The sequence below is a fragment of the Dyella sedimenti genome (assembly GCF_022760995.1).
Classification (GTDB): domain Bacteria; phylum Pseudomonadota; class Gammaproteobacteria; order Xanthomonadales; family Rhodanobacteraceae; genus Dyella; species Dyella sedimenti.
On sequence record NZ_JAKWJO010000001.1, the window covers coordinates 256,562 to 282,893 of the forward strand.

General features: G+C 67.9%; 23 protein-coding genes. 13 read left to right on the forward strand and 10 right to left on the reverse strand.

What is annotated here, in order from left to right; translation table 11 throughout:
- Positions 1 to 172: 172 nt before the first annotated feature.
- The gene (locus MJ605_RS01175) at positions 173 to 874 is read left to right on the forward strand and encodes an SGNH/GDSL hydrolase family protein (protein WP_243039026.1); all 702 of its coding nucleotides are present in this window, start codon (positions 173 to 175) and stop codon (positions 872 to 874) included.
- On the opposite strand, the gene MJ605_RS01180 is transcribed toward MJ605_RS01175, so the two are convergent.
- Entirely contained in the window at positions 868 to 1,698 is an 831-nt protein-coding gene (locus MJ605_RS01180) for a class I SAM-dependent methyltransferase (protein WP_425600951.1), read from the reverse strand. The genes MJ605_RS01175 and MJ605_RS01180 overlap by 7 nt on opposite strands.
- Before the next feature lie 306 nt (positions 1,699 to 2,004).
- Here MJ605_RS01180 and MJ605_RS01185 point away from each other — a divergent pair, with 306 nt between their 5' ends.
- Positions 2,005 to 4,095 carry a TonB-dependent receptor domain-containing protein gene (locus MJ605_RS01185; RefSeq protein ID WP_243039027.1) on the forward strand — a complete coding sequence of 697 codons (2,091 nt, stop codon included), beginning with the start codon at positions 2,005 to 2,007 and terminating at the stop codon, positions 4,093 to 4,095.
- Positions 4,096 to 4,139: 44 nt separating this feature from the next.
- Positions 4,140 to 5,006 (forward strand): alpha/beta hydrolase, encoded by an 867-nt coding sequence (locus MJ605_RS01190; protein ID WP_243039028.1) that lies wholly within the window; start codon positions 4,140 to 4,142, stop codon positions 5,004 to 5,006.
- On the opposite strand, the gene MJ605_RS01195 is transcribed toward MJ605_RS01190, so the two are convergent.
- A complete protein-coding gene (locus MJ605_RS01195; protein WP_243039029.1) occupies positions 4,942 to 5,838 on the reverse strand; it encodes an alpha/beta hydrolase in 897 nt (298 codons plus the stop codon). The genes MJ605_RS01190 and MJ605_RS01195 overlap by 65 nt on opposite strands.
- A 357-nt stretch (positions 5,839 to 6,195) precedes the next feature.
- Between MJ605_RS01195 and MJ605_RS01200 the strand changes: the two genes are divergently transcribed.
- Positions 6,196 to 7,167, forward strand: coding sequence for a CsgG/HfaB family protein (locus tag MJ605_RS01200; RefSeq protein WP_425600952.1), 972 nt, complete (start codon positions 6,196 to 6,198; stop codon positions 7,165 to 7,167).
- Between the two features lie 174 nt (positions 7,168 to 7,341).
- Here the strand turns inward: MJ605_RS01200 and dusB are convergent, their stop codons facing one another.
- Together dusB and MJ605_RS01210 are read right to left on the reverse strand one after the other, a co-directional pair.
- Positions 7,342 to 8,328 (reverse strand): tRNA dihydrouridine synthase DusB, encoded by a 987-nt coding sequence (gene dusB / locus MJ605_RS01205; RefSeq protein WP_243039031.1) that lies wholly within the window; start codon positions 8,326 to 8,328, stop codon positions 7,342 to 7,344.
- Between the two features lie 120 nt (positions 8,329 to 8,448).
- Positions 8,449 to 9,711: a nucleoside permease gene (locus tag MJ605_RS01210; RefSeq protein WP_243039032.1), complete on the reverse strand. Its 1,263-nt coding sequence runs from the start codon at positions 9,709 to 9,711 to the stop codon at positions 8,449 to 8,451.
- Between the two features lie 226 nt (positions 9,712 to 9,937).
- Here MJ605_RS01210 and rhtC point away from each other — a divergent pair, with 226 nt between their 5' ends.
- Positions 9,938 to 10,564, forward strand: coding sequence for a threonine export protein RhtC (gene rhtC / locus MJ605_RS01215; protein ID WP_345779505.1), 627 nt, complete (start codon positions 9,938 to 9,940; stop codon positions 10,562 to 10,564).
- 71 nt (positions 10,565 to 10,635) lie between these two features.
- On the opposite strand, the gene MJ605_RS01220 is transcribed toward rhtC, so the two are convergent.
- Positions 10,636 to 12,348, reverse strand: a complete 1,713-nt coding sequence (locus tag MJ605_RS01220; RefSeq protein ID WP_243039033.1) for a SulP family inorganic anion transporter — start codon at positions 12,346 to 12,348, stop codon at positions 10,636 to 10,638.
- A 36-nt stretch (positions 12,349 to 12,384) separates the two neighbouring features.
- On the reverse strand, positions 12,385 to 12,768 hold the full coding sequence (locus MJ605_RS01225) for a VOC family protein (protein WP_243039034.1): 384 nt from the start codon (positions 12,766 to 12,768) through the stop codon (positions 12,385 to 12,387).
- Between the two features lie 182 nt (positions 12,769 to 12,950).
- Between MJ605_RS01225 and MJ605_RS01230 the strand changes: the two genes are divergently transcribed.
- Positions 12,951 to 13,355, forward strand: coding sequence for a globin (locus MJ605_RS01230; protein ID WP_243039035.1), 405 nt, complete (start codon positions 12,951 to 12,953; stop codon positions 13,353 to 13,355).
- A 148-nt stretch (positions 13,356 to 13,503) separates the two neighbouring features.
- Here MJ605_RS01230 and MJ605_RS01235 read toward each other — a convergent pair whose 3' ends face one another.
- From MJ605_RS01235 to pdhA, 3 genes are all read right to left on the reverse strand, one after another.
- Positions 13,504 to 14,883: a dihydrolipoamide acetyltransferase family protein gene (locus MJ605_RS01235; RefSeq protein ID WP_243039036.1), complete on the reverse strand. Its 1,380-nt coding sequence runs from the start codon at positions 14,881 to 14,883 to the stop codon at positions 13,504 to 13,506.
- A 161-nt stretch (positions 14,884 to 15,044) separates the two neighbouring features.
- Positions 15,045 to 16,025 (reverse strand): alpha-ketoacid dehydrogenase subunit beta, encoded by a 981-nt coding sequence (locus MJ605_RS01240; RefSeq protein ID WP_243039037.1) that lies wholly within the window; start codon positions 16,023 to 16,025, stop codon positions 15,045 to 15,047.
- 3 nt (positions 16,026 to 16,028) lie between these two features.
- A complete protein-coding gene (gene pdhA / locus MJ605_RS01245; RefSeq protein ID WP_243039038.1) occupies positions 16,029 to 17,114 on the reverse strand; it encodes a pyruvate dehydrogenase (acetyl-transferring) E1 component subunit alpha in 1,086 nt (361 codons plus the stop codon).
- Between the two features lie 211 nt (positions 17,115 to 17,325).
- Between pdhA and MJ605_RS01250 the strand changes: the two genes are divergently transcribed.
- Both MJ605_RS01250 and MJ605_RS01255 read left to right on the forward strand, forming a co-directional pair.
- On the forward strand, positions 17,326 to 18,174 hold the full coding sequence (locus tag MJ605_RS01250; protein WP_243039039.1) for a tryptophan 2,3-dioxygenase: 849 nt from the start codon (positions 17,326 to 17,328) through the stop codon (positions 18,172 to 18,174).
- 116 nt (positions 18,175 to 18,290) lie between these two features.
- Positions 18,291 to 19,793 (forward strand): peptide MFS transporter, encoded by a 1,503-nt coding sequence (locus tag MJ605_RS01255; RefSeq protein ID WP_243039040.1) that lies wholly within the window; start codon positions 18,291 to 18,293, stop codon positions 19,791 to 19,793.
- 109 nt (positions 19,794 to 19,902) lie between these two features.
- Here MJ605_RS01255 and MJ605_RS01260 read toward each other — a convergent pair whose 3' ends face one another.
- Entirely contained in the window at positions 19,903 to 20,391 is a 489-nt protein-coding gene (locus tag MJ605_RS01260) for a MarR family winged helix-turn-helix transcriptional regulator (protein ID WP_243039041.1), read from the reverse strand.
- An 81-nt stretch (positions 20,392 to 20,472) separates the two neighbouring features.
- On the opposite strand from MJ605_RS01260, the gene hppD reads away from it, so the two are divergent.
- From hppD to MJ605_RS01285, 5 genes are all read left to right on the forward strand, one after another.
- Positions 20,473 to 21,570 carry a 4-hydroxyphenylpyruvate dioxygenase gene (hppD, locus tag MJ605_RS01265; protein ID WP_243039042.1) on the forward strand — a complete coding sequence of 366 codons (1,098 nt, stop codon included), beginning with the start codon at positions 20,473 to 20,475 and terminating at the stop codon, positions 21,568 to 21,570.
- Positions 21,571 to 21,630: 60 nt separating this feature from the next.
- A complete protein-coding gene (gene hmgA, locus MJ605_RS01270) occupies positions 21,631 to 22,932 on the forward strand; it encodes a homogentisate 1,2-dioxygenase (RefSeq protein ID WP_243039043.1) in 1,302 nt (433 codons plus the stop codon).
- Between the two features lie 63 nt (positions 22,933 to 22,995).
- Positions 22,996 to 23,982, forward strand: coding sequence for a fumarylacetoacetate hydrolase family protein (locus tag MJ605_RS01275; protein ID WP_243039044.1), 987 nt, complete (start codon positions 22,996 to 22,998; stop codon positions 23,980 to 23,982).
- Positions 23,983 to 24,095: 113 nt separating this feature from the next.
- Positions 24,096 to 25,496, forward strand: coding sequence for an oxygen-independent coproporphyrinogen III oxidase (hemN, locus tag MJ605_RS01280; RefSeq protein WP_243039045.1), 1,401 nt, complete (start codon positions 24,096 to 24,098; stop codon positions 25,494 to 25,496).
- 61 nt (positions 25,497 to 25,557) lie between these two features.
- On the forward strand, positions 25,558 to 26,292 hold the full coding sequence (locus MJ605_RS01285) for a helix-turn-helix domain-containing protein (protein WP_243039046.1): 735 nt from the start codon (positions 25,558 to 25,560) through the stop codon (positions 26,290 to 26,292).
- Positions 26,293 to 26,332 lie beyond the last annotated feature (40 nt).

Sequence of the window (26,332 nt, forward strand, 5' to 3'; positions counted from 1 at the left end):
GGCCGGGCTTCCCACCCTGCGCCGAAACGCGGGCGGGACAAGCGCGAAGTGACGAGCCGAGGCGGCCGGGGGACGAACGGAGGGCGCCGAGGGACCAGGAGGGGCCGCCCGTGCGTTTGGCGATACCTGCCGCGGCAGACATAATCGACCTTCCCCCTTGAGGAGAGAGCTGATGAAGCGACTGATCTGGCGTGTCCTGGCCGCCTTCCTGCTGCTGGGCACCTTGTCGTCCGGCGCCCTAGCCGACAGCGCGCCGCCTTCCCACTGGAAGCCGGACATCGACGCCTTCGTCGCCGCCGACCGTGCCCATCCGCCCGCGCCGGGCGGGGTGCTGTTCATCGGCAGCTCCTCGATCCAGTTCTGGAAGTCGCTGGCGCAGGATTTCCCGGGCATTCCGGTAATCAACCGCGGCTTCGGCGGTTCGGCGTTGCCCGACTCCACCTATTATGCCGACCGCATCGTATGGCCGTACAAGCCCCGCCTGGTGGTGATGTATGCCGGTGACAACGACATCAACGACGGCGCGACGGCCGACCAGGTGCTCGCCTCGTTCCAGCGCTTCGTGGCGCGCGTGCGCCAGGGCGTGCCCGGCGTGCCGATCGTCTACATTTCGATCAAGCCCAGCCTCGCCCGCATCGCGCTGTGGCCGGCCATGAAGGCCGCCAACGACAAGATCCGCGACTGGGCCGCCAGCCAGAAGGAGGTGCGCTTCGTGGACATCGCGCCCGTCATGCTCGATGCGCAGGGCAAGCCGCGCCCCGAGCTGTTCCGCCCCGACGGCCTGCACATGTTGCCGGCGGGCTACGCGCTGTGGATCGCCGCGCTCAAGCCGGTGCTGGCCGACTACGGCTTCGTGACGAAGCCGGCTCAGTAGACCAGCGCACGCGCCTGCACGAAGGCGAAGAAGAACACCGCGTTCGGATCGTTGCGCACCGCTTGCAGTTCGCGGCGCATGCCCTCGACCGTCGCGGCGTCCACCTTGCCGGCGGCCACCAGCTGGTCGGCCGCCGACAGCAGCAGTTCCTCCCAGAAGGCGATCATCTGCTTGCGCTTGCCGGGCTGGCGGTTGTCCAGGTGCAGGCTCTTCACCTCGGTCCGCACGTCGCGGTAACCGCCGGCCAGCAGCAGATTGCCCAGCTTGGCGCCGATGAACGGGTCGCCGCCGCTGTCGTACTGGTGGTCGTTGAAGGCCATCCAGTAGCGCAGCAGGTTGGGCGAATACGGATCGAGGAAGAACGAGGCATTGAGCACCTCGGTCACATACACCACCGCGCCGGGGCTGAGCACGCGGCGCAGCTCGCTCAGCACGCGCGCCGGGCTGGGCATGTGTTCCAGCACCCAGCACAGGTAGGCGGCGTCGAAGCTGCGGTCGGCGAAGGGCAGGTCGGTGGCATCGGCCTGCTGCAGGGTGTAGCGGGCCTCGCACCATGCCGTGGCCGCCAGGTTCCGTTCGGCGGATGCGAGTTGCGCGGCGGAGCGATCCACGCCGGTGACATGCAGGTTGGGGAAGCGGCGCAGCAGGACCTCGGTCTGTGCGCCCACGCCGCAGCCCACTTCGAGCAGGCGGGAGGACTCGCTGTAGTCGATATGGCTGAACAGCTGGGTCTCGAACATGCGCGCCTGGCGCACCAGGCGCGACTGCTCCTCGGCGGAGAAACCGTGGATATAGGGAAAATCACCGGTGGCGATGCTGTTCACGGCGGCAGGCGTAGTGGGTGGGGCATTTACCGTACACCGGCCTGGTGTTGCCGTGGCGCTCACGCCGCTGCGGCTTCATGCCGCGTAAGGGAATGCTCATGCATGCGATGGATGGGTTGATGAGAATCATTCTCGATCGTATATTCTTGCGATGCCGGGCATGAATCTCCCGGCCAGGGAATAGCCATCACGGGCCGATGACCCGCGCGCCAGGTCCGTTCCCCGCCGGACCTCCCTTCGATGCCATCCCCGCAGCCTGTCTCCGCACGGGCCGGGCCGTCCTGTGCCTGTCGCAAGGAGCACTCCATGTCTCTCCGTTCGCCATCCCTCTCTTTCATGAGCCGCCGTCGCCTGGCGGCCTGCCTGTGCGCCGCGCTCGCCGCACCGGCCATGGCGCAAAGCCATGAACCCTCCCATCGCGACGCCAAGGACATGGAAACCGTGGTGGTGACCGCGGCCGGCTTCGAGCAGGTGATCGAGAACGCGCCCGCCAGCATTTCCGTGATTACCCGGCCGGAGCTGGAAAAGCGTCCGTTCCACGACCTCACCGACGCCCTGCGTGACGTGGAGGGCGTGAGCATCACCGGCCCGGCCGGCGAGCGCGACATCTTCATGCGCGGCATGCCGGGGCAGTACACGCTGATCCTGGTGGACGGCAAGCGCCAGAGCACGCGCGACAGCCGCACCAACGGCAATTCGGGTTTCGAGCAGAGCTTCATCCCGCCGCTGGAGGCGATCGAGCGCATCGAGGTGGTGCGCGGACCGATGTCCTCACTGTACGGCTCGGACGCCATGGGAGGTGTCATCAACATCATCACGCGCAAGGTTCCCCGCCACTGGGGCGGCTCGCTGGGCATGGACTACACCGTGCAGCAGCACGGCGACTCGGGCGATGCCTGGCAAGGGCAGTTCTACCTCGGCGGCCCGCTGGCCGGCGAGCAGATCGGGCTGCAACTATGGGGCCGCCGCTACCAGCGCCAGGAGGACGGCATCCTCAATGGCTATCCCGGCTCGCGCGAGGGCGACGTCACCGCGCGCCTGGCGCTCGCACCCAGCAAGCAGCAGGAAGTGCTGCTGGAGGCCAGCCATGAAAGCGTGCGCCGCGAGAACCATGGCGGCGACACGCTGGCCGCCAATGCCGCCGACACCTACAACCGCAACCCGCGCAACCGTTGGTCGGCGTCGCATGCCGGGCGCTGGTCGTGGGGCCAGTCCGACCTGGCGCTATACCAGGAAACGGCGCGGCGTCTCAGCTACACCCGCCAGGCCAGCGCGATGGACTACCTGCGCAATGCGCGCGCCCCGGAAATCCGCAACCGCACCGCCGACGGCAAGCTGTCGCTGCCACGCGATGCGCACAACCTGGTGCTGGGCGGGCAATGGCGGAAAGGCCGCCTGGTCGACCAGAACCCAGGCCACCGCACGGGCCGCGACGAGCGTTTCAGCATCACCCAGAGCGCCGCCTTCGCCGAGGACGAATGGCAACTGGCCCAGCGCTTCGCGCTTACCGGCGGGGTACGGGTGGACCACCACGAGATCTACGGCAACCACTGGAGTCCACGCCTGTATGGCGTATGGCATGCCACCGACGACTTCACCTTCAAGGGCGGCGTGTCGCGCGGCTTCCGCGCGCCGGAGATCCGCCAGATCGCGCCCGGCTACGCCTACACCACCGGCGGCGCGGGCTGCAGCTACGGTCCCAACGGCAACTGCGCGGTGATCATCGGCGATCCCAACCTCAAGGCCGAGACCAGCACCAGCACCGAAGTGGCCGCGCTATGGGACAACCGTGCCGGTTTCAGCACCGGCCTCACGCTGTTCCACACCGCCTTCCACGACAAGGTGACGGACGTGCAGCCGCTGGACGCCAACGGCAACTACCTGCGCTGGAGCGAGGACCCGAACTATCGCGTGTACTACTACCGCAACGTGGACAAGGCGCGCATCCGCGGCGCCGAACTCACCGCGCACTGGTCGCCGCAGCGCGCATGGACCTTCAAGGGCAACGCCACCTACACCGATTCCAAGCAGCAGAGCGGCGACTACAAGGGCTACGCGCTGGCGCGCACGCCCAAGTGGCTGGGCAATGCGCGCATGGACTGGAACGCCACCCGCCGCTTCAGCCTGTGGGCCGCCGCCAACTACCATGGCAAGGAGATCAATGCGCAGCTGCGCACCGGCAGCGCGGGCCGGCCGATCACCACGCCCGACGGCCGCACGGTGCGCGAGTACGGTTCCTACGCCACCGCCGACCTGGGCCTGTCCTGGCGGGTCAACCACGGCACCACGCTGAACGCGGCGCTGTACAACCTCACCGACCGCCGCCTGGCCTATGACGACTACAACAATATCGACGACGGCCGCCGCCTGTGGGTGGGCGTGAACGTGCAGCTATGAGTGCAAGGTGCCGGCTCGGGGCGGCCTTCGTCGCCATATTGCTCATGCCCTTGGCCCTGGCACAGCGCTTCGATGCCATGCGCCCGCCCGCTGCCCAGCCGCCGGCCGAGGCGGTGGGCGTCGATGCATCGCGCCTTGCCATCCTGTCCATGGAGGGGCCGGAAGGGCATCGCTATCGCATCCAGGTCGTCGCCATCGGCCCACCGCCGGCGGGCGGCTATCCGGTGCTGTACCTGCTCGACGGCAATGCCGCGATGGCCGCGCTGACGGCGGCGGACCATGCATCGCCCTTGCGCGGCGGCGTGCTGCTGGTGGCGGTGGGCTACGACACCGACGCCTATTTCGACGCCACGGCGCGCGCGCTGGACTACACCCCGCCTCGGCGCGATGGGCAGCCCGCGCTCGATCCGCGCGTGCCTGGCCGGCGCGGCGGCGGCGCCGATGCCTTCCTCGATTTCGTCCAGCAACGGCTGATGCCGCGCGTGGCCGCCGCATGGCCGGTGGATCCGCAACGGCAAGGCATCTGGGGCCATTCCTACGGCGGCCTGCTGGCGCTGCACGCGCTGTACACGCGGCCCGGCCTGTTCGCCTTCCATGCGGCGGCCAGCCCCGCGCTGGGCTGGCAGGCGCCGCTGATGGACGAGGAAGCCGATGCCTTTGTCGCCGGCGCACCCCGCGCCAAGACCCGGCTGCTGCTGATGGCCGGCGGGGCGGAGCAGCGCCGGGACGCGCCATCGACCCCGGCCGCGCCGATGCCCGCGCAGTCCTTGGCCGGGCGGCTACGCGGCGTACCTGGCCTGCGGGTGGAGTGGCGGCTGTTTACCGGATTGAGCCACGGCGAGGCGTTCAGCGCGTCGCTGGGGCCAGCGATCCGGGCGTTCCTGGACGAGCCGGGGGATGGTCCCGGATAAACGCCAGGATGTCCTCCAGCGTCGGCGCATCCGCACGCAGCGGGCGCGACAGCGCGAACAGCAGCGACTCGTGGCCCACGCCGGGATACAGCCTCAGCGTTGCCTCCTCGTTCCGCAGCAGCATGGCGCGATGCAGGGCGATGGCGTTGGCGGGAGACACCTCGTCGTCGTCGATGCCTTGCAGCAACAGCATCGGCGGCTCGGCGCCGCGCACATGGGCGATGGGTTCGGCGCGCCGCTGCTCGGCGGGCGTATCGCCGAAGGCCTCGCGCATGTCCTGGTCGCGCGTGGCGGTGATCGGCACGAAGGCATAGCAGCCGGCCAGGCCGATCAAGCCGGCCAGGTCGCCGGGCCGCATCCCCCGCGCGCCCAGCCAGGACGGATCGGTGGCCAGCAGCGCGGCGATCTGCCCGCCGGCCGAATGGCCCATCACGAACACGTCGTCCGGATCGCCGCCCAGCGCCGCCGCATGCGCACGTGTCCAGGCCACCGCCCCGGCGGCATCCCGCATGAAGCCGTCCAGCCGCACCTGCGGCACCTTGCGGTAATCGGGAATCACCACCAGCACGCCATGCGCCGCCAGCGCCGTGCCCACGAAGCGATACCACGCCCGCTCGCCATGCGCCCAACTGCCGCCGTAGAAGAACACCACCACGGGGGCGTGGTCCGCATGCGCGGGCCGGTAGACGTCCAGGGCCAGGCCATGCGCCGCATCGAACACGATGCCGTGCTGCCCCGTGATGTCCTCGTGCTGGTCGGTGGCGTTGAGCCCGGCGAACAGGGTGGCCTCGCAGCCGGCAAGCGGCAGGCAGATGCAGGCGATCAACGCCATGAGCGCTGCCCTCGGCCGTGCCATCCGGTTGGGGCGGAATCGCAGCATAGGGTCGTTTCGGCAGGCAAAGCCGGATGATGCCCTGAAGCCGGGCGCAAGGGTTTGCGTCTTTATTGTTAATTGTTTGACGTGGAACACGCCACGTCATCAAAGCGATTGCGCCGACACGAATATGAGCCGGATGGATATATCGAACGGCGGCCTCGTGCTGCGAATCTGCTTGATGGCGCGTGTGTCGATGTATCTGTGGCGAAGGGACACGGCCGCACCGCCATCGGCGTCCGGGGTCTTTCTCCGAGTCCACCACCGCAGACGCGACCTCGAAAGGACTCGATTCGACAAGGTTAGGGAGTGGGAATGAAAAGCAATGGGAAACTCGGGGCAGCCATGGCGGCCCTGTGCGGTGTTGTGGCGACAGCGGCAGGCTGCAGCACTATGGACATGAAGGGCGCCACGCAAAGCGTGGACGATCAGCGCAAGGCGCAGGAGGCGCAGATCCCGGTATGCACCCGCAAGCTGGGCACGGTGGCGGTCAACGAGCCCGAGGCCGCCAACAACTGGTGGACCGGCCAGCAACTGCCGGCGCCGTCCAAGCTCATCAAGGTATTCGTCAGCAAGTCCGGCTGCTTCACCCTGGTCGACCGCGGGGCGGGCATGGATGCTGCCCTGCGTGAACGCGCATTGGCCTCGGGCGGCGAGTTGCGCGCGCAGTCCAACCTCGGCAAGGGCCAGGTGAAGGCGGCCGACTACGTGCTGGTGCCGGACCTGGTGTCGAGCAACCGCGACGCGGGCGGCAGTTCGATCGGTGGCCTGCTCGGGGGCCTGGTGGGCGGAAGCGCCGGCGCCATCGCCAGCAACGTCAACTTCTCGACCAAGACCGCCGACGTCGTGCTGACCCTGACCGACGTGCGCTCCTCCGAACAGGTGGCCATGACCGAAGGCAGCGCGAAAAAAACCGACATCGGCTTTGGCGCGGGCGGCGCGCTGTTCGGCGGTTCCGGCCTGGGGGCCGCCGGTGTCGGCGGCTATGCCAACACCACCATCGGCCAGGTCATCACCATGGCCTACCTGCTGGCCTACACCGAGATGGTGACGCAGCTGGGCGGCCTCTCCGGCAATGCGGCCCAGGCCAACGCCAGGCAGTCGGTGACGGTAACGGCGAAGGGGCGCCTGCTCGCCACGGCATCCGGGGGCAAGCCCGTACGCGACGTCACGCCCGGCTTGACGCTCTATCCCACCGGCAGCAAGCAGGGCGCGATGTGGGAAGTCGAGGACGAGCTGGGCAACAAGGGCTGGATCAATTCCACCTTGCTCGAGCTTTCCAAGTGACCTTTGCTTCACCGGGCCGGGTCTGCGGTCCGGTGAAGCCCCTTGCAGCGGGATGGACCGACTTGGCCCAAAGCCTTGCCCTCTCTGTAGGAGCGCACCCAGTGCGCGACCGGGACAAGGAAGCAACAGCGGTCGCGCACAGGGTGCGCTCCCACAGGGAAGAGATTCGACCGCTCAGGCCGCCAGCCGCTCTCCGGCGTCCAGCGCGGCGAAATACTCGCGGGTCAGGCGCAGTTGTTCGACGGCGCTTTCGGCGCGGTTCACCACTTCGCGGAAGGCGGCGTTCTCCGGGCGGTCCTTCGCATACCAGCCCAGGTGCTTGCGCGCGATGCGCACGCCCTGCTGCTCGCCGTAGAAGGCGTACAACTGCTCCAGGTGATGGAGCAGGATCGCGCCTACCTCGTCCGGTGCCGGCTCGGGCAGCAATTCGCCGGTGGCGAGGTAATGGGCGATCTCGCGGAAGATCCACGGCCGGCCCTGGGCACCGCGCCCGATCATCACCGCGTCGGCGCCGGTGGCGTCGAGCACGCGCTTTGCCTGCCTGGGCGCAAGCACGTCGCCATTGGCCAGCACCGGGATGCGGATGGCCGACTTCACCGCGGCGATCGTTTCGTACTCCGCCTCGCCCTCGTACTTGTCCGCGCGCGTGCGGCCGTGCACGGCGAGGGCGGCGATGCCGGCATCCTCGGCGATCCTGGCGATGGTCAGCGCATTCCTGTTTTGTCGATCCCAGCCGGTGCGGATCTTCAGCGTCACCGGCACGTCCACCGCATCCACCACGGCCTTGACGATGCGCGCCACCAGCGGCTCGTCCTGCAGCAGCGCGGAGCCCGACCACACGTTGCACACCTTCTTGGCCGGGCAGCCCATGTTGATGTCGATGATCTGCGCGCCGTGGTCCGCGTTGTAGCGCGCGGCCTCGGCCAGCATGGCCGGGTCGTAGCCGGCGATCTGCACGCTGACCGGCTCGGGCTCGCCCGCGTGGTCCATGCGCTGGCGCGACTTGCGCGTCTGCCATAGGCGCGGGTCCGAATGGGTCATCTCCGACACGGCCAGGCCCGCGCCCAGCCGTTTGCACAGCAGGCGGAACGGTTTGTCGGTGACCCCGGCCATGGGCGCGAGCACCACGGGCGGGTCGATGCGGTAGGGGCCGATCTGCATCGGGCTATTGTAGCGGGCGGCAAGACACCATGTAGGAGCGCACCCAGTGCGCGACCGGCCTGGCCTCTCGCTCCACTCGCCTATCGCGCACTGGGTGCGCTCCTACAGCAAGCTCGCGCGTCAGTGAACGGTCTTGGCGGCCAGAGTCCGCGCCGGATCATGCTTGTGCTTGAACAGCAGCATGAACAGCACCGCCACGATCAACGAGTAGCTCGCGAAGGTGATCCAGATACCGTGCCAGTCCTTGCCCTGGTCCGGATGGGTGAAGAACGCCTGAATCACCAGGCCGCTGATCGAGCTGCCCAGCACCGCGCCGATGCCGTTGGTCATCAGCATGAACAGGCCCTGCGCGCTGGCGCGGATGGACGGGTCGCTCTGGCCCTCCACGAACAGCGAGCCGGAGATGTTGAAGAAGTCGAACGCCATGCCGTAGACGATGCACGAGAGCACGATCATCCACAGCCCCGGGCCGGGGTTGCCGTAGGCGAACAGGCCGAAGCGCAGCGTCCAGGCCAGCATGCTGATCAGCATCACCGTCTTGATGCCGAAGCGGCGCAGGAAGAACGGGATGGCCAGGATGAACAGCGTTTCGGAAATCTGCGAGATGGACATGATGATGGCCGGGTAGCGCACCGCCACCAGGTCCTTGTACGCGTCCATCCTGGCGAAATCGTGCAGGAAGGTGTCGCCGTAGGCGTTGGTCAGCTGCAGCGCCGCGCCCAGCAGCATGGCGAAGATGAAGAAGATCGCCATGCGCGCGTCGCGGAACAGCTTGAACGAGGTGAGCCCGAGGGTGTCCAGCCATGACGGCTGCGCGCTGCGCTGGAAGCGCGGCGGGCAGGGCGGCAGGGTGAAGGCGTACAGGCCCAGCAGCAGCGCCGCGCCGGAGGCCACGTAGAACTGGCCCGAGGAGGTTTCCAGGTGCAGCAGGCTCACCGTCCACAGCGCGGCGATGAAGCCCACCGTGCCCCATACGCGGATCGGCGGATAGTCGCGGATGATGTCCTTGCCGTCGCTCTTGAGCGCGTTGTAGGCCACCGTGATAGAGAGCGAGATGGTGGGCATGTAGAACATCATGTTCAGCAGCATCACCCAGAACATCAGGCCCGGCGACCGCATCATCGGCACGCAGAACAGGATGGCCGCGCCGCACAGGTGGAAAATGCCGTAGAGCTTTTCCGCGTTGATGTACTTGTCCGCGATCACGCCCGCGATGGAGGGCATGAACAGCGAGGCGATGCCCATGGTGGAGAAGATCGCGCCGAACTGCGCGCCGGACCACTGCTTGGTCTGGAACCAGTACGCGCCGATGGTGAGCAGCCACGACCCCCACACGAAGAATTGCAGGAAGTTCATCGCGATCAGGCGCAGTCGGAGATTCATCGGCGTGTTCGTCGTGGTCAAGGCAAGTGGTGATCGGTCGGGGAAGGCGCACGCCGGTCGTCAGGCCGGGCGTGGCCGGGCCTGTCCTGGCGAACCGGAAATCCCCTGGGCGGCCGGAAACAGGCTCCGGCCGTGTCAAAATAGCGGCTCAGCCTAGAGGAACCACCGTGCCGGCGACAAGCTGCGTCGCCGCGCGGAAGCGCGTTCCGTCGCCGTGGAGAGTCGTGTGAGCCTGTTCCTGACCATCGCCGTGGTGCACCTGGTGGCCCTGATGAGCCCCGGCCCGGATTTCTTCTTCGTGTCGCAGACCGCCGTGAGCCGCGCGCGCCGCCAGGCCCTGTTCGGCGTCGTCGGCATCACCCTGGGCGTGCTGGTGTGGTCGGCGCTGGCGCTGGCGGGGCTGCAGTTGCTGCTGCAACGCCTGGCCTGGCTGGAACGGCTGATCTCGGTGGCCGGCGGCCTCTACCTGGCCTGGATGGGCCTGAAGATGCTGCGCGGCGTGTTGCGCGCCCCGGCCGTGGCCGGCGAGCCGCAGCAGGCATTGCAGCAGAGCGACTGGGCCACCTTGCGCGCGGGGCTGCTGACCAACCTGTCCAATCCCAAGGTGGTGATCTACTTCGGCAGCGTGTTCTCCGCCTTCCTGGGCGATGGCGTGGGGGCGGCGGCGCGCTGGGGCCTGTGGAGCATGGTGGTGATCGAGACCCTGCTGTGGTTCACCCTGGTGGCCGGCGTGTTCGCGCTGCCGGCGATGCGGCGCGGCTACCTGAGGCTATCGCGCTGGATCGACGGGCTGGCTGGCGCGGTGTTCGTGGCGTTCGGGCTGCACCTGATCTTCGCCCGGCGCGCCGGCTGAGCCGGAACGTTTCCCCTGTAGGAGCGCACCCTGTGCGCGACCGCGGCAAGCCGATCGCGCACAGGGCGCTCCTACAAAGGCGAGGGATGGGAGGCGTCGTCGAATCGTTGGCGATAGGCCAGTAGCGCCGCCTGCCGCGACGGGAAATACAGGATGCCGGTGTGCTCCGGCGACAGCCCGGCGCGGGTCATGTTCTTCACCAGTTGCGGCGTGCGTCCGGCGATCACCAGCTGGATACCGTCGTGCTGCAGTTCGCGCCGCAGCTCGTCGATGGCCAGGAAGCCGGTGAGGTCGTTCTTGGTCATCGAGATGGCGTCGATCACCACCCAGCGCGGATGCTGCAGCCCGGCCAGGCGCAGCACGCGGCGGCGGAAGTAGTCGGCGTTGAAGAAGGTCAGCGGCGACTCGAAGCGATAGATCAGCAAGCCCGGCACCGCCCGTGCCTCCGGGTAATGCGCCAGCTCGTAGAAGCCGTCGCGGCCGTCGATCCGGCCGAACTGCTGTTCGGCGGGACGGGCCACCTGCGACAGGAAATACAGCAGGGCGATGGTCACCGCGAGCAGGATGCCGGACATCACCCCGAACAGCACCACGCCCACCAGCGTGGCGAGCGCGATCAGGTGTTCGCTGCGGCTGAAGTGGCGCAGCTCGCGCAGGCCGCCCAGGTCGATCAGGCTGAGCGCCGCCGCCACCAGGATCGCGCTCAGCGCCGCCTGCGGCAGCAGGCCCAGCGCATCGCCGAAGAACAGCATCGCCAGCAGGATGGCCAGCGCCGCCACGACTGATACCAGCCGGCTCTTGCCGCCGGCCGCGTCGTTGACCGCCGTGCGCGAGCTGGAACCGCTGATGGCGAAGCCCTGGCACGCCGCGCTGGCCAAGTGCGACAGGCCCAGCGCGAAGAACTCCTGGTTGCCGTCGACGTGGTAGCCGTTCCTGGCGGCGAAGCTGCGGCTGGTGAGCATGCCGCTGCTGAAGGTAATCAGGGTCAGCGCCCCGGCGGCGGGGACCAGCGTGCCCAGCAACTGGTGCGGCAGCGAGGGCGACACCCAGTGCGGCAATCCGGCGGGAATGGCGCCGATCACCGCCACGCCCCGGCCAGCCAGGTCCAGTGTCCAGGAGGCGAACGTGGCCCCGGCCAGCGCCACCAGCGCGGCGGGGCCGCGCGGCCAAAGCAGCTTCACCGCGAAGAATGCCGCGAACACGCCCGCCGAAAGCAGCGTGGTCGGCAGGTGGAGATAGGGCAGTTGCAGCAGCAGCGAATGCACCTGTCCGATCGTGTCGCTGCCCTTCAGCGCCAGTCCCAGCACCTTGCCCGACTGGCTCGCCAGGATGCTGATCGCCACGCCATTGAGCAGGCCGACCAGGATGGGGCGCGAAAGGAAATCGGCGAGGAAGCCGAGCCGGAAGCGCCCCGCCGCCAGGCACAGCACGCCGGTGATGAGGGTCAGCGACATCGCGTAGGCCTGGTAGTCGTCGCTGCCGGGCGCCGCCAGCGGCATCAGCGTGGCGCCGAGCATGGCGCAGGTGGCGGCATCAGGGCCCACGATCAGCTGGCCCGACGAGCCGAACAGGGCGTACACGATCATCGGCAGCACCGTGCTGTATAGGCCCACGACCGGCCCGAAGCCGGCCAACTGCGCATAGGCGATGCCGATGGGCAGGGCGACGGCGGCCACCGACAGGCCAGCCTGCACGTCGGCGCGCAGCCACGCACGGCGGTAGTGCTGCAGCTCCGCCAGCCCGGGCGCGAGCCGCGCCAACCACGGGCGGCGGGCGTCAGCCAACGTGGCGGCCAGTGGCGGCGGGCGCGGTCATGCGGGTCACTCCCAGCGGTTGAGGTGCGGCCCGAATGTATCGCGCTGCCGGCGCACCACGCAGAAGCGATGCCCGCTTGGCGCCTCCATCACCCACCAGCGCTCGCGCACGAAGGCGATGCGGCGCGCGCCCAGCGCCTCCAGGCGCTTCGCCTCGGCCTCCAGGTCGTCGGTCTCGATGTCCAGGTGCACGCGGCTTTCGTGTTCCACCCGCTGCAGCAGGATGATCGGCTCATCGTCCGCCGTGGCCAGCTCGGCGTAGCGGCCGTCGCCATCCTGGTCCAGCGTGACCAGCGACTTGCCCAGCGCGCGGCTCCAGAAGGTAGCGGCCTCGGCCAGGTCGTCGGCGCGGCAGTCGATGACGATGGTGCACAAGCGGCTGTGATGCATGGTGCCGATTCCCATGGCGTGGCGAGCCATCGTATAGCGGCGAAGCGGTCGATGCGCCGTCAAGGCTTGGCGCGGCGTACCGCGGTCGTGGCATTGCGGCCTTATGCCCCTGGGGCATGCGTGGATCGCATGCTAGCGTGCCAAAGCCTCACGGAAGATCGATCGCCACGCGGGAGCCAGGCATGCCAGAAAACTTCGACGACCTGCAGACCAGCTATGGCCGCTGCCTGCGCCACGGCGGTTTCATCGCCCGCTTCTACGAGATCTTCATGGCCAGCCATCCCGATATCCCAGGGATGTTCCGGCATACCGACTTCAACCAGTTGCATCCCGCCCTGCGGCGCGGCATCAGCTCCGCCATCAACTTTGCCGCGGGCAGCAAGCTCACCCAGCGCACGATGGAACAAATGGCCATGGTGCACAGCCACCACGGCCGCGCCCCGGTAAGGCCGGAGCTGTACTCGTACTGGACCGAAAGCCTGCTCAAGGCCATCGCCGAGCATGACCCGGAATATGACGCGGCTCTCGAACAGCGCTGGCGGAAAGCGCTGGATCACACCACTGCGTACTTCATCGCGCATTACTGAGCGCGTTGTTCCTAAGCTTCGCGCGACGAAGTCGGGGTCTGGCGGCTGGTCTTACCCCTAGGAGCCGCCGGGTCCCGGCTTTCGTCACCTGATCGCGCAAACGAAAAGCCCCGGCATGGCCGGGGCTTTTCGTTTCCAGTGAGGCTGCTCAGTTCGGCAGCGACAGGTCGTCCAGCAACGCCTTGAGGAAGCGCGCCGCCTCGCCGCCGGTGGCGGCGCGGTGGTCGAAGGTGAGCGAGATCGGCAGGCGGCGATGCACCTCGATGCCGCCCATCACCGCCACCACGTCGTGGCTCAGCTTGCCCGCGCCGACGATGGCCACGCACGGCGGCACCACCACCGGCGTGGCATAGCGGCCGGCGAACATGCCGAAGTTGGACAGGCTGATGGTGTAGCCGGCCAGTTCCGAAGCCGGGATGCTGCGGTCCTCCACCTGCGCGCGCAGGCGCTTGATCGCCGCGCGCACGCCGGCGCCGTCGAGCACGTCGGCATTGCGCAGCGCGGGCACGAACAGGCCTTCTTCCGTATCGACGGCGATGCCGATGTCCACGTGCGGGTGCAGCGTGCGGGTGAGGTTCTTGCCGTCGAACCATGCGTTGAGCGCCGGCACCGCCTTGCAGGCCGCGACGATGGCGCGGATCAGGCGGGCGGTGATGTCCTGCTTGCCGATCCAGGCATGCAGGTCGGCGTCGTCCACCAGCGTGGTCGGCACCACGTTGGCATGGGCTTCGGCCATCACGCGCGCCATGTTGCGGCGCACGCCCTTCAACTGTTCCGGCTGGCCGCTGGCCTGCACGCTGGGTGGCGCCGTGCGCACCGGCTTGCCGGCGAGCGACACCGGGGTGCGGCCCGGCTCGGGCAGCTCGGGCGCGAGGTGGCGTCCGGCCGAGGCGGGTACACCGCGGGCCGGGGCGGCGCCCAGCGCGGCGGTGCCGTTGGCGGCGGCGTTCTTCACGTCGGCCAGGGTGACCACGCCGTCGGCGCCGGTCGGCTTCACGCGGGTGAGGTCGACCTTGAGCTTCCTGGCGAGCGCGCGCACCGCCGGCACGGCCTTCACGCCGCCGACGCTGCTGGCCTGTTCGACGTGCACGGTATTGCCGCTGACCATGGCGCCGACCACGGTGCCTTCGTCCTCGCGGTCAGTGGCGCCGTTGCTGTCGATCTCGCCGCCCTCGTCGGAGGCGACCACCTTCTTGCCCTGGTCCGGGGCCGGGCTGCCGGCGCCCTTCTTCGGGCCGTGGTGATGGCCGGTGGCCTCGGCCTCGGCGCGCTGCTTGGCGTTCGGGTCGGGCTCGAACTCGGCCAGCGCGGCGCCCGTCTCGATGATGTCGCCGGCAGCGCCGTGCAGCTTGGTGACCTTGCCAGTGTAGGGCGAGGGTACGTCCACCACCGCCTTGGCGGTTTCCATCGACACCAGCGGGGCGTCGAGCTTGATCTGGTCACCTTCCTTCACGTGCCACTCGACGATGGTCGCGTCGGGCAGGCCTTCGCCGAGGTCGGGCAGGTAGAACGTCTTGATGTCGGCCATGTTCGGAATTCCGAAAAGTTTTGGGGTATTCGTTGCTTGACCCCCTCCCCTGCTTACGGCAGGGGAGGGTCGGGGAGGGGTGAGGCCATCACGAAACGCTTCGCCTCGTAGGATGCCCCCCTCCCGGCCTCCCCCCGCAAGCAGGGGGAGGGGCAAGAGGCTCAGCTGGCGGCCAGCGTGCGCTTGGCCGCTTCCAACACGCGCTCGGTGCTCGGCAGGTACTTCATTTCCAGGCGGAACAGCGGAATGTGCGTGTCGTAGCCGGTGACGCGTTCGACCGGGGCCAGCAGGTCGTACAGGCATTCCTCGGCGACGCGGGCGGCGATTTCCGCGCCGAAGCCGGCGGTCTTGGGAGCCTCGTGCACGATCACGCAGCGGCCGGTCTTCTGCACCGACTCGGCGATGGTGTCGAAGTCGAGCGGGGTCAGCGTGGCCACGTCGATCACCTCGGCGCTGACGCCCTCGGCGGCGAGCGCGTCGGCGGCTTCCAGCGCTTCCTTCACCTGGGCGCCCCAGGTGACGATGGTGACGTCGGTGCCGTCGCGCAGCACGAAGCACACGTCCAGCGGCAGCGCCTCGCCATCGTCGGGCACTTCTTCCTTGTATTGGCGGTAGATGCGCTTGGGTTCGAAGAACATCACCGGGTCCGGATCGCGGATGGCCGCCAGCAGCAGGCCGTAGGCGCGCGCGGGCGAGGAGGGCATCACCACGCGCAGGCCGGGGATGTTGGTGAACAGGTGCTCGTTCGCTTCCGAGTGGTGCTCCGGCGCGCGGATGCCGCCGCCCCACGGGGCGCGCCACACGGCCGGCACGGTGATGCGGCCGCGCGTGCGGTTGCGCAGGCGCGCGGCGTGGCAGGCGATCTGCTCCATCATCGGGTAGATGAAGCCCTCGAACTGCGCCTCGGCCACCGGCTTCATGCCCTGGGCGGCCAGGCCCACGGTGACGCCGGCGATGGTGGTTTCGTCCAGCGGCGTGTCGATCACGCGCAGCTCGCCGAACTTCTCCTGCAGGCCCTGGGTGGCGCGGAACACGCCGCCGTTGACGCCGACGTCCTCGCCCAGCACCACGACGCTGTCGTCGTGGGCCATTTCATAGGCGAGCGCTTGGGTGACGGCTTCGATAAGGGTGATCTGTGCCATGGCTTAGTGGCCCTTCTGGTCGAGCTGGATGGCGCGATCGCGCTGCTTGGCGAGATCGGCGGGGACGTCGGCGAAGATGTAGTCGAACATCGCCGTGACCGGCTGGGTCTTGGTCTCGAGGTAGGCATTCACCTCGTTGTCCATCCAGTCGTCGCACTCGGCCTTCCAGGCCTCTTCCTTGGCGTCGTCCCACACGCCCTTGGCCACCAGCCAGGCGCGCAGGCGCTTCATCGGCTCCTTCGCCCAGGCATCCTTCACTTCCTGCTCGCCACGGTAGCGGCGGGCGTCGTCGGCGGTGGTGTGGTCGGAAAGGCGATAGGTCACCAGTTCCAGCACGCTGCCGCCCTGGCCGTTGCGGGCGCGCTCCAGCGCGTCCTCCATCGCCTTGCGCACGGCGATGATGTCGTTGCCGTCCACCTGGATGGAGTACAGGCCCGCGGCGATGCCCTTCTGCGCCAGCGTGGGCGCGCCGGACTGGATCTTGCGCGGCACCGAGATGGCCCACTGGTTGTTGACGATCACCGCCACCAGCGGCAGGTTCTGCGCGCCGGCGATGTTGATGGCGCCGTAGAAGTCGCCCTTGGACGAACCGCCGTCGCCGATGGTGCACACGGCCACGCGCTTCTCGCCGCGGATCTTGAAGGCCAGCGCCGAGCCGGCCGCGTGCAGGCACTGCGTGGCGATCGGCACCGACCAGGCGAAGTCGTGGCGCGCCGGTTCCTTCTGGTAGTCGTTGCCGCGCTCGTCGCCGCCCCAGTACATGTAGACCTCGCGCGGCTGCACGCCGCGGTACAGCTGCGCGCCGTATTCACGGTAGCTCGGGGCCAGCACGTCCTCCGGCTTCATGGCGCTGCCGATGCCCACGTGCGCGGCCTCGTGGCCCAGGCAACTGGCGTAGGTGCCCAGCTTGCCGGTACGCTGCAGGGCGACCGACTTGGCGTCGAATACGCGGGTGGACATCATCAGCTTGTACAGCTCGACCATATGGTCGAGATCCTTGGCGAAGGCTGGCAGGTCGTCGCGGACCTGGTTGCCGTCCGCATCGAGATACTGCAGGTATTCGATTTCGAACTTGGCGGCGATGGACACAACTCGCTCCCGGAAGTGAGTTAAGGGGGATCTGGGGTGCTGGGAAGCGGCGGCCCATCCAGTGGGGCCAGGCGCGCGTAAGGCCCTGAGCAAGACCGCATTTGATAACAGGCGGACATGTTGCGCCGCAAGGTACAGCGCAGCATTCGCACCGGTACGGCGCCTCTGCGGCAGCGGTTACCATGTGTATTCCATCGCAAGCGGCAGGGCCATGATCAAGAACCAGCGCGACCTCGAGGCAGGTATCGAACTCGACCTGAACGGGCGGCTGACCTATGGCGGCTACCTGCGGCTGGACCAACTGCTGAGCGCGCAGCATCCGCTGAGCGACCCGCCGCACCACGACGAGATGCTGTTCATCGTGCAGCACCAGGTGGCGGAGCTGTGGATGAAGCTGCTCATCCACGAGCTTGAGGCCGCCATCGCGCACCTGCGGCGGGACGAACTGGACCCCACCCTGAAGATCCTGGCCCGCGTCAAGCAGGTGCAGCGCCAGCTGTTCGAGCAATGGGCGGTGCTGGAGACGCTGACGCCGTCGGAATACCTGGAATTCCGCGGCGTGCTGGGGTCCTCGTCCGGCTTCCAGTCGCTGCAATACCGGCATATCGAGTTCCTGCTGGGCAACAAGGATGCGCAACTGCTGCCGGTGTTCGCCTACGATCCGTCGGCGCAGGCGGCGCTGCGCGCGGTGCTGGAGGCGCCGAGCCTGTACGACGCGTTCCTCGCCTACCTGGCGCGCCATGGCCATGCCGTACCGGCGGATCTGCTCCAGCGCGACTGGTCGCGGCCCTATCAGCGGCATGAGGGCTTGCTGCCGGTGTTCAAGCGCATCTACGAGAACCGGGCGGCGTATTGGCCGGAATACCACATGTGCGAGCAGCTGGTGGACGTGGAGGGCAGTTTCCAGCTGTGGCGTTTCCGCCACATGAAAACCGTCGAGCGGATCATCGGACACCGCCGCGGTACCGGGGGTTCCTCCGGTGTGGCCTTCCTGAAGAAGGCGCTGGACCTGGAATTCTTCCCGGAATTGCTGGACGTGCGCACCGAACTGGGTAACTGACGCGGCAACCATGTTGCGTCGCATTTGACGCCGCCGCGGCCACCCGCTTAGATGTCTGGTTTTTCGCAAGAAGTTTCGGGCGGCGCAAGGTTGCCGGCCGCCGCACAGGGGAACACATGAGCGACACCACCACCACGGCCACCGTGCCCGTCTATCCGCAGACCCTGGGCCATCCGCGCCCGCTGTGGATGCTGTTCATGACCGAGTTCTGGGAGCGCTTCGCCTTCTACGGCATGCGCTGGGCGCTGACCCTGTACATCGTCGCGGCGTTCTTCGACGACGACCCTTCCGGACAGGGCTTCGCCAGCCGCACCTATGGCGCATACCTCGCCCTGGTCTATGCGGCGGCGGTGTTCGGTGGCTACGTGGCCGACCGCGTCATCGGCTACCAGCGCTCCATCCTGGTGGGCGCCGCCGTGATGGCGGCCGGCCTGTTCATGATCATGCTGCCCAACGAGCAGGTGTTCCTGTTCGGTCTGTCCACCGTGATCGTGGGCAACGGGCTGTTCAAGCCGAACATCTCCTCGATGGTGGGCCAGCTCTACGGCGTGGACGACCCGCGTCGCGATCGCGGCTTCACCCTGTTCTACATGGGCATCAATGCCGGCGCGCTGGTGTCGCCGCTGATCACCGGCTGGCTGGCCAGCCGCTTCACCGATACGCCGATGCAGCAGAACTACAAGCTGGTGTTCCTGGCCTCGGGCCTCGGCATGCTGGTCAGCCTGCTGTGGTTCTGGATCGGCCGCCGCCAGTTGAAGGGCGTGGGCCGCCCGGCGCCGGAGCAGGCCAGCCGCCTGCGCGTGGCTTACGTGGTGGCCGGCTGCCTGCTGGCCATCCCGCTGGTCTACCTGGTGATGGCCAAGGCCGGCGCGGTGGTGCTGCAGTGGATGCTCAGCGCGCTGTTCGCGGGCCTGGCGCTGCTGCTGCTGGTCGAGGGTTTCCGCGAGGGCAGGGTGCAGCGCGACCGGGTGATCGCGATGCTGATCATCTTCGTGTTCAACGTGCTGTTCTGGATGTTCTACGAACAGGCCGGCAGCTCGTTCAACTTCCTGGCGCAGAACATCGTGGACCGCCGGATGTTCGGCGGCTGGGAGTTCCCGGTGGGCTGGTTCCAGTCGGTCGCGCCGCTGTCGCTGGTGCTGCTGGCGCCGTTCGTGTCGCTGGGCTGGGGCTGGCTGGACAAGCGCCGCCTGGAGCCCTCGATTCCGCGCAAGTTCGGCCTGGGGCTGCTGGGCAACGCGCTGGCCTTCGTGGTGCTGATGTACGCGCTTTCCCGGCTGGTCGACGAGCGGCACCTGATCCCGTTCTGGCCGCTGGTGCTGGTCTACGTGCTGCAGACCCTGGGCGAGCTGTGCCTGTCGCCGATCGGCCTGTCGATGGTGACCAAGCTGGCGCCGGCGCGCCTGGTCGGCTTCGCCATGGGCGGCTGGTTCCTCTCCACCGGCATCGGCAACAACCTGTCGGGCATCTTCGCCGGCCATGTCAGCGGCGAGACCGGCATGACCGTCGCTTCCGCGCTCTCGGGCTTCACCTTCAGTTTCTGGCTGCTGGCCGGCGCCGGTGTCGTGCTGCTGCTGGTGGCGCCGTTGATCAACCGGCTGATGCATGGGGTGAAGTGAGGAAAGGGATGAGGGGCGAGTAGCGAAGGCGCAAGCACGCGCATGCCGCGGGCCGCACACTCGCCGTTGGTGGTCGGTTTGGGCGACCTCGCTACTGACCCCTAACCCCCTACTTCGGTTCGGTCGCCTGCAGCTTGTCCAGGATGCGCAGCAGCCAGACGCGCTCTTCCTCGTCCAGCCTGGCCAGCAGCTCGCGTTCGTGGGCGCGGGCCATCGGCGCCACTACCTCGTGCACGGCCCAGCCGGCCTCGCTCAGGCCCAGCACCGAGCGGCGCTTGTCGCCGTCGTGGGTGGCGCGGGTCACCCAGCCCGATTCCACCAGCTTGGCCAGGGCGCGGCTCACCGCCACCTTGTCCATCAGCGTGCGCTCGGCCACCTCGCGGGCCGACAGCCCGTCGAAGCGGGCCAGCACGGCCATCACCCGCCATTCCGTCATGCTCAGGTCGAAGCGGCGCTGGTAGTCGTCGGCAATGGCCTGGCTGACCGCATTGGAAAGGATCGAAAGCCGGTAAGGCAGGAAGTGCTCCAGCTCCAGCGGGGCATGGTCGGGATGGGATTCGCCGGGCACTGCTGCGATGCTCCTTGCATATGGTTTCATATGTAACTATAACGCGATGATTATCAGGATGGTCGCACGCTTGGCGTAGGGCCATCGAGCATCGTCCATCAGGAGATTCCCATGAGCGCGCAGCCCAATCCTGGCATGCAGGTCACCACCTTCGAAAACCCCATGGGCATCAACGGCTTCGAGTTCGTTGAATTCGCCGCCCCGGCCGGTCGCGGCCAGGAGCTGCATGCCCTGTTCCGGAACATGGGATTCAGCGCCGTGCTCAAGCACAAGTCGCGGCCGATCACCGTGTACCGCCAGGGCGACGTGAACCTGCTGGTCAACGAGGACCCCGATTCCTACGCCGCCGAGTTCGCCAAGCTCCATGGCCCGTGCGCGGCGGGCTTCGCCATCCGCTTCCGCAAGCCGGCGGCCGAGGTGCATGCCACCGTGCTGGCCAACGGCGGCGAGGCGGTGGGCGAGCTGGCCGAGGCCACCAAGGCGGTGGACGCCCCGGCGGTGAAGGGCATCGGCGACTGCGTGCTGTACCTGGTCGACCGCTACGGCGACCAGGGCAGCATCTACGACGGCGACTACGAGCCGGTGCCGGGCGCGGACCTGCACCCCAAGGGTTTCGGCCTCACCTTCATCGACCACCTCACGCACAACCTCTACCTGGGCAACATGCAGAAGTGGTCGGACTATTACGAGCGGCTGTTCAACTTCCGCGAGATCCGCTACTTCGACATCAAGGGCGCCAAGACCGGCTTGGTCTCCAAGGCGATGACCGCGCCGGACGGCATCGTGCGCATCCCGCTCAACGAGTCCAGCGATCCGAAGTCGCAGATCAACGAATACCTCGATGCCTACCACGGCGAGGGCATCCAGCACATCGCCCTGTTCACCGACAACATCTACGACACGGTGGAGGCGATGCGGGAGAAGGGCGTGGAGTTCCTGGATACGCCGGACACCTATTTCGAGGTGGTGGACCTGCGCATTCCCAACCATGGCGAGGACGTGCCGCGCCTGGCTAGGAACAAGATCCTGATCGACGCCGACCCAGAGACCAAGCAGCGTAAGCTGCTGCAGATCTTCACCCAGAACAACATCGGCCCGATCTTCTTCGAGATCATCCAGCGCAAGGGCAACGAGGGCTTCGGCGAAGGCAACTTCCAGGCCCTGTTCGAGTCGATCGAGCGCGACCAGATGAAGCGCGGCGTGCTGTAAGTGGCGATACGCTAGCCCCTCTCCCGGAGGGAGATGTCTATAGAAACAGAAGGCGGACTCATGTCTGAGAAGACCAGCAGCGGCTACCAATCCGGTTTCGCCAACGAATTCGCCACCGAGGCATTGCCCGGGACGCTGCCCGAAGGGCAGAACTCGCCCCAGCGCGTGGCGCACGGCCTGTATGCCGAGCAGATCTCCGGCACGGCCTTCACCGCGCCACGGCACAGCAACCGCCGCAGCTGGCTGTATCGTATCCGCCCGGCGGCGGTGCACCATCCGTTCGCGGCGATGCCGGCCGGGCGGTTCCACAACCGCTTCGACGAAATGCCGGCCAGCCCCAACCAGCTGCGCTGGAGCCCGTTCCCGCTGCCCGACGAGCCGACCGATTTCATCGACGGCATCGTCACCGTCGCCGGCAACGGCGGCGCGGCGGACCAGGCGGGCGTGGGCATCCATGTTTATGCGGCCAACCGTTCCATGTACGGCCGCTATTTCTACGATGCCGACGGCGAGCTGCTGATCGTGCCGCAGCAGGGCCGCCTGCGCCTGGCCACCGAGTTCGGCGTGATCGAGCTGGAACCGCTGGAAGTCGCGGTGATCCCGCGTGGCGTGCGCTTCCGCGTGGAACTGCTGGACGAGGCCGCGCGTGGCTATATCGCGGAGAACTTCGGCGCGCTGCTGCGCCTGCCGGACCTGGGGCCCATCGGCAGCAACGGCCTGGCCAACCCGCGCGATTTTCTCACCCCCGTGGCCGCCTACGAGGACGTGGAAGGGGATTTCGAGCTGGTCGCCAAGTTCCAGGGCGGGCTGTGGCGCGCCGCCATCGACCACTCGCCGCTGGACGTGGTGGGCTGGCACGGCAACTACGCGCCCTACAAGTACGACCTGCGCCGCTTCAACACCATCGGCTCGATCAGCTTCGACCATCCGGACCCGAGCATCTTCCTGGTGCTGCATTCGCCCAGCGACACGCCGGGGGTGAGCAACATGGACTTCGTGATCTTCCCGCCGCGCTGGCTGGTGGCGCAGCACACCTTCCGCCCGCCGTGGTTCCACCGCAACATCGCCAGCGAGTTCATGGGACTGATCACCGGCGCCTACGACGCCAAGGCGGAAGGCTTCCTGCCGGGCGGCGCCTCGCTGCACAATTGCATGAGCGGCCACGGACCGGACGCGGCGACCTACGAGAAGGCCTCGACGCGGGATCTCTCGCAGCCGGACGTGATCGCCGGCACCATGGCCTTCATGTTCGAGACGCGCCGGGTGATCCATCCCACCCGGCAGGCGCTCGAGGCGCCGCAGCTGCAGGGCGACTACTACGAGTGCTGGCAGGGCATCGGCAAGCACTTCACCGGCCGGTAGCAGGCGCCTCCACGTATCCACCGAACGACTGGGCGGCGCCTGGCGCTGCCCGCGGAGCAAAGCATGAAATTGGGTTCCCTCAAGGAAGGCGGCCGCGACGGCACGCTCATCGTCGTCAGCCGCGACCTGGCCCGCGCGGTCAAGGCCAGCGGCATCGCCGCCACCCTGCAGGCCGCGCTGGACGACTGGTCCAACGTGGCGCCACGCCTCAACGCGCTGTCTGAGGCACTCAACGCGGGCGAGGCCGAGGGCGCCTTCGCGCTGGACATGGCCGCGCTGGCCTCGCCGCTGCCGCGCGCCTATGAGTTCGTCGACGGCAGCGCCTACCTGCCCCACGTGGAGCGCGTGCGCCGTGCCCGTGGTGCGGAGGTGCCCGAGTCGTTCTATACCGACCCGCTGATGTACCAGGCCACCAGCGCTGGCTTCCTGGGCCCGCGCGACCCGGTGGTGGTGCCCAGCGAGGACTATGGCATCGACCTGGAGGCCGAGGTGGTGGTGGTCACCGACGACGTGCCGATGGCGGTGACGCCGGCGCAGGCTTCCCTGCACATCCAACTGGTGGGCCTGGTCAACGACGTCTCGTTGCGCGGACTGATCCCGGCCGAGCTGGCCAAGGGCTTCGGTTTCCTGCAATCCAAGCCGCGCTCGGCCTTGTCGCCGGTGCTGGTCACGCCGGACGAGCTGGGCGAGGCCTGGCGGGGCGACAAGCTCCACCTGCCCATGCGTACCTGGCTCAACGGCCGCTGGTTCGGCGAGGCCGAGTGCGGCGTGGACATGCAGTTCGACTTTGCCCAACTGGTGGCGCATGCCGCCAGGACGCGCCCGCTGACCGCCGGCACCCTGGTCGGCTCGGGCACCATTGCCAACCAGGACACCAGCAAGGGCGCCTCCTGCCTGGCCGAGCAGCGCACGGTGGAGACGCTGCGCGACGGCCAGCCCAGCACGCCATTCCTGGCCTTCGGCGACCGCCTGCGCATTGAGGTCACCGACGCGCAGGGCGCCAGCATCTTCGGCGCCATCGAGCAGGAAGTCGTGCCGCTGAAGCGGTGAGGGACGATGGGGGAGCGGCGGCTGGCACCAGCGCCGCGCCACTCAATCCGAATGTCGCAGATTACTGATCGCCGTCAGTTTCGGCTTACACGCGGCCGGGGATACTGCCGCGCATGCGTACGACCACGACCGCCCCCGAATTCGATCCGGCACTGATTGCCCGCTATGACGTCGCCGGTCCACGCTACACCAGCTATCCGACCGCGCCGCAGTTCCACACCGGTTTCGGCGAGGCCATGCTGCGGGAGGCGGCCAGGGCCTCGAACGAGGCGGAGGCCTCACGGCCGTTGTCGCTGTACGTGCATGTGCCGTTCTGCTTCAGCCCGTGCTTCTACTGTGGCTGCATGCGCATCATCACGCGCGACGTGGCCAAGGCGGACCACTACCTGGCGCTGCTGCAGCGGGAAGTAGCGCTGACGGGGCCGCTGTTCGACCGCGAGCGCCCCGTGCGCCAGCTGCATTTCGGCGGCGGCACGCCCAACTTCCTCGACCTGCCGCGCATGGCCGGGGTGATGGACACGCTCGAACGCCACTTCAACCTGCAGCGGCAGGGCCCGCGCGAATACGGCATCGAGATCGACCCGCGCTTCGCCGACGGCGACTACATCGCTGCGCTGGCCGAACTGGGCTTCAACCGCATCTCGGTGGGCATCCAGGATTTCGATCCGGCCGTGCAGGCGGCGGTGAACCGCATCCAGAGCGTGGAGCAGACCCGCGAGGTGCTCGAAGCCGCGCGCGCCTCGGGCTACGGCTCGGCCAGCGTGGACCTGATCTACGGCCTGCCGAAGCAGACGCTGGAGGGTTTCGACCGCACCCTGGACGAGGTGATCGGGCTCGCGCCCGACCGCGTGGCGGTGTACGGCTACGCGCACCTGCCGAAGCTGTTCAAGCCGCAGCGCCAGATCGACAGCGACAACCTGCCCGATCCGGGCACACGGCTGGCGCTGTTCGGTCTCGCCTTCCAGCGCCTGTGCGACGCGGGCTACGTGTATGTCGGCATGGACCATTTCGCCCGTGCCGACGACGAGCTGGTGCGCGCCCAGCGCAACCGCACCCTGCAACGGAATTTCCAGGGCTATTCCACGCATGGCGATTGCGACATCGTCGGCCTCGGCGTCAGCTCGATCAGCCGCATCGGCGATACCTACAGCCAGAACGCGCGCGACCTGATCGGCTACGAGGCCGCGCTGGACGCCGGCCGCCTGCCGGTGGCGCGCGGCATCCGGTTAAGCGGCGACGACATGATCCGCCGCGCCGTGATCGGCGAGCTGATGTGCCACGGCGAGCTGGACATGGCGGCCTTCGGCATGCGGCACGGCATCGATTTCATGGCCACCTTCGCCGCCGAGCTGGATCGTCTGCAGGCCCTGGCCGCCGATGGCCTGGTGGTCATGGACGACGGGGCCGTGCGCGTCACGGCGCGTGGCCGGTTGCTATTGCGCAACGTCGCCATGTGCTTCGACGCCTATCTCAACAATCCGGCGGAATCGACGCGTTATTCGCGCACGATCTGACGGAGGACGCGACGCAGGCAAGGGGTTAGAGATGCTTCCGGGGAAATCGACCGAATGTAGCTTGGGCTTGCAACCGAATCCCATCGCCGACGACGGCGACGAATTCCATTTCTGCAGCACCTGCGCATTCTCCGACGCCTGCCTCTCGGTCGGCTACGGCAAGCCCGAGCTGTCGGCGCTGCACTGCCTGGTCGAGCATGTCGGTCCCTACCGTGCCGGCGCCCATGTGTTCCGCACGGGCGATGCCTTCCGGGCCATCTACGCGGTGCGCGCCGGTACGGTAAAGACCTGCGTGGTGGACAAGGACGGGCGCGAGCAGGTGCTGGGCTTCTATCTTCCGGGCGAAGTCATCGGCCTCAATGCGATCTATCCGGACCGTTTCCCCTGCGATGCGATCGCGCTGGAGGCCGCCCAGTTCTGCCGCTTCTCCTTCCCCGCCATGAGCGCGCTCGCCACGCGCATGCCGGCATTGCAGCAGCACCTGTTCCGCTTGCTGAGCAAGGAACTGGGCACGGCCAGCCTGTTGGCCGCCGACCATTCGGCGGACGAGCGGATGGCGGCCTTCCTGCTCGACCTGGGCGACCGCTATGAGGCGCGCGGATTTTCCGGCACGCATTTCCGCCTCAGCATGGCGCGCGGCGACATCGCCAACTACCTGCGGTTGGCCGCCGAAACCGTCAGCCGCGTGCTGGGGCGCTTCCGCAGCCAAGGCTTGGTCGAGATCGTGGGGCGTTCGGCCACGTTGAGCGATCGCGACGCACTGCGCCGGCTCGCGCGGGGCGAACACGTCAATTGACACGCTTCGTGTGGTGCGTTGACGCATTTCACCCTTACCG

Bases quoted from the DNA above. Each gene is read 5' to 3' on its own strand.
- MJ605_RS01240 (WP_243039037.1), bottom strand. From the start codon at position 16,025: ATGGCACAGATCACCCTTATCGAAGCCGTCACCCAAGCGCTCGCCTAT.
- MJ605_RS01210 (WP_243039032.1), bottom strand. From the start codon at position 9,711: ATGAATCTCCGACTGCGCCTGATCGCGATGAACTTCCTGCAATTCTTC.
- MJ605_RS01250 (WP_243039039.1), top strand. From the start codon at position 17,326: ATGATCAAGAACCAGCGCGACCTCGAGGCAGGTATCGAACTCGACCTG.
- MJ605_RS01255 (WP_243039040.1), top strand. From the start codon at position 18,291: ATGAGCGACACCACCACCACGGCCACCGTGCCCGTCTATCCGCAGACC.
- MJ605_RS01190 (WP_243039028.1), top strand. From the start codon at position 4,140: ATGCCCTTGGCCCTGGCACAGCGCTTCGATGCCATGCGCCCGCCCGCT.
- hppD (WP_243039042.1), top strand. From the start codon at position 20,473: ATGAGCGCGCAGCCCAATCCTGGCATGCAGGTCACCACCTTCGAAAAC.
- MJ605_RS01230 (WP_243039035.1), top strand. From the start codon at position 12,951: ATGCCAGAAAACTTCGACGACCTGCAGACCAGCTATGGCCGCTGCCTG.
- hmgA (WP_243039043.1), top strand. From the start codon at position 21,631: ATGTCTGAGAAGACCAGCAGCGGCTACCAATCCGGTTTCGCCAACGAA.
- MJ605_RS01195 (WP_243039029.1), bottom strand. From the start codon at position 5,838: ATGGCGTTGATCGCCTGCATCTGCCTGCCGCTTGCCGGCTGCGAGGCC.
- dusB (WP_243039031.1), bottom strand. From the start codon at position 8,328: ATGCAGATCGGCCCCTACCGCATCGACCCGCCCGTGGTGCTCGCGCCC.
- MJ605_RS01275 (WP_243039044.1), top strand. From the start codon at position 22,996: ATGAAATTGGGTTCCCTCAAGGAAGGCGGCCGCGACGGCACGCTCATC.
- MJ605_RS01235 (WP_243039036.1), bottom strand. From the start codon at position 14,883: ATGGCCGACATCAAGACGTTCTACCTGCCCGACCTCGGCGAAGGCCTG.
- MJ605_RS01175 (WP_243039026.1), top strand. From the start codon at position 173: ATGAAGCGACTGATCTGGCGTGTCCTGGCCGCCTTCCTGCTGCTGGGC.
- MJ605_RS01225 (WP_243039034.1), bottom strand. From the start codon at position 12,768: ATGCATCACAGCCGCTTGTGCACCATCGTCATCGACTGCCGCGCCGAC.
- MJ605_RS01185 (WP_243039027.1), top strand. From the start codon at position 2,005: ATGTCTCTCCGTTCGCCATCCCTCTCTTTCATGAGCCGCCGTCGCCTG.
- hemN (WP_243039045.1), top strand. From the start codon at position 24,096: ATGCGTACGACCACGACCGCCCCCGAATTCGATCCGGCACTGATTGCC.
- MJ605_RS01200 (WP_425600952.1), top strand. From the start codon at position 6,196: ATGAAAAGCAATGGGAAACTCGGGGCAGCCATGGCGGCCCTGTGCGGT.
- MJ605_RS01260 (WP_243039041.1), bottom strand. From the start codon at position 20,391: ATGAAACCATATGCAAGGAGCATCGCAGCAGTGCCCGGCGAATCCCAT.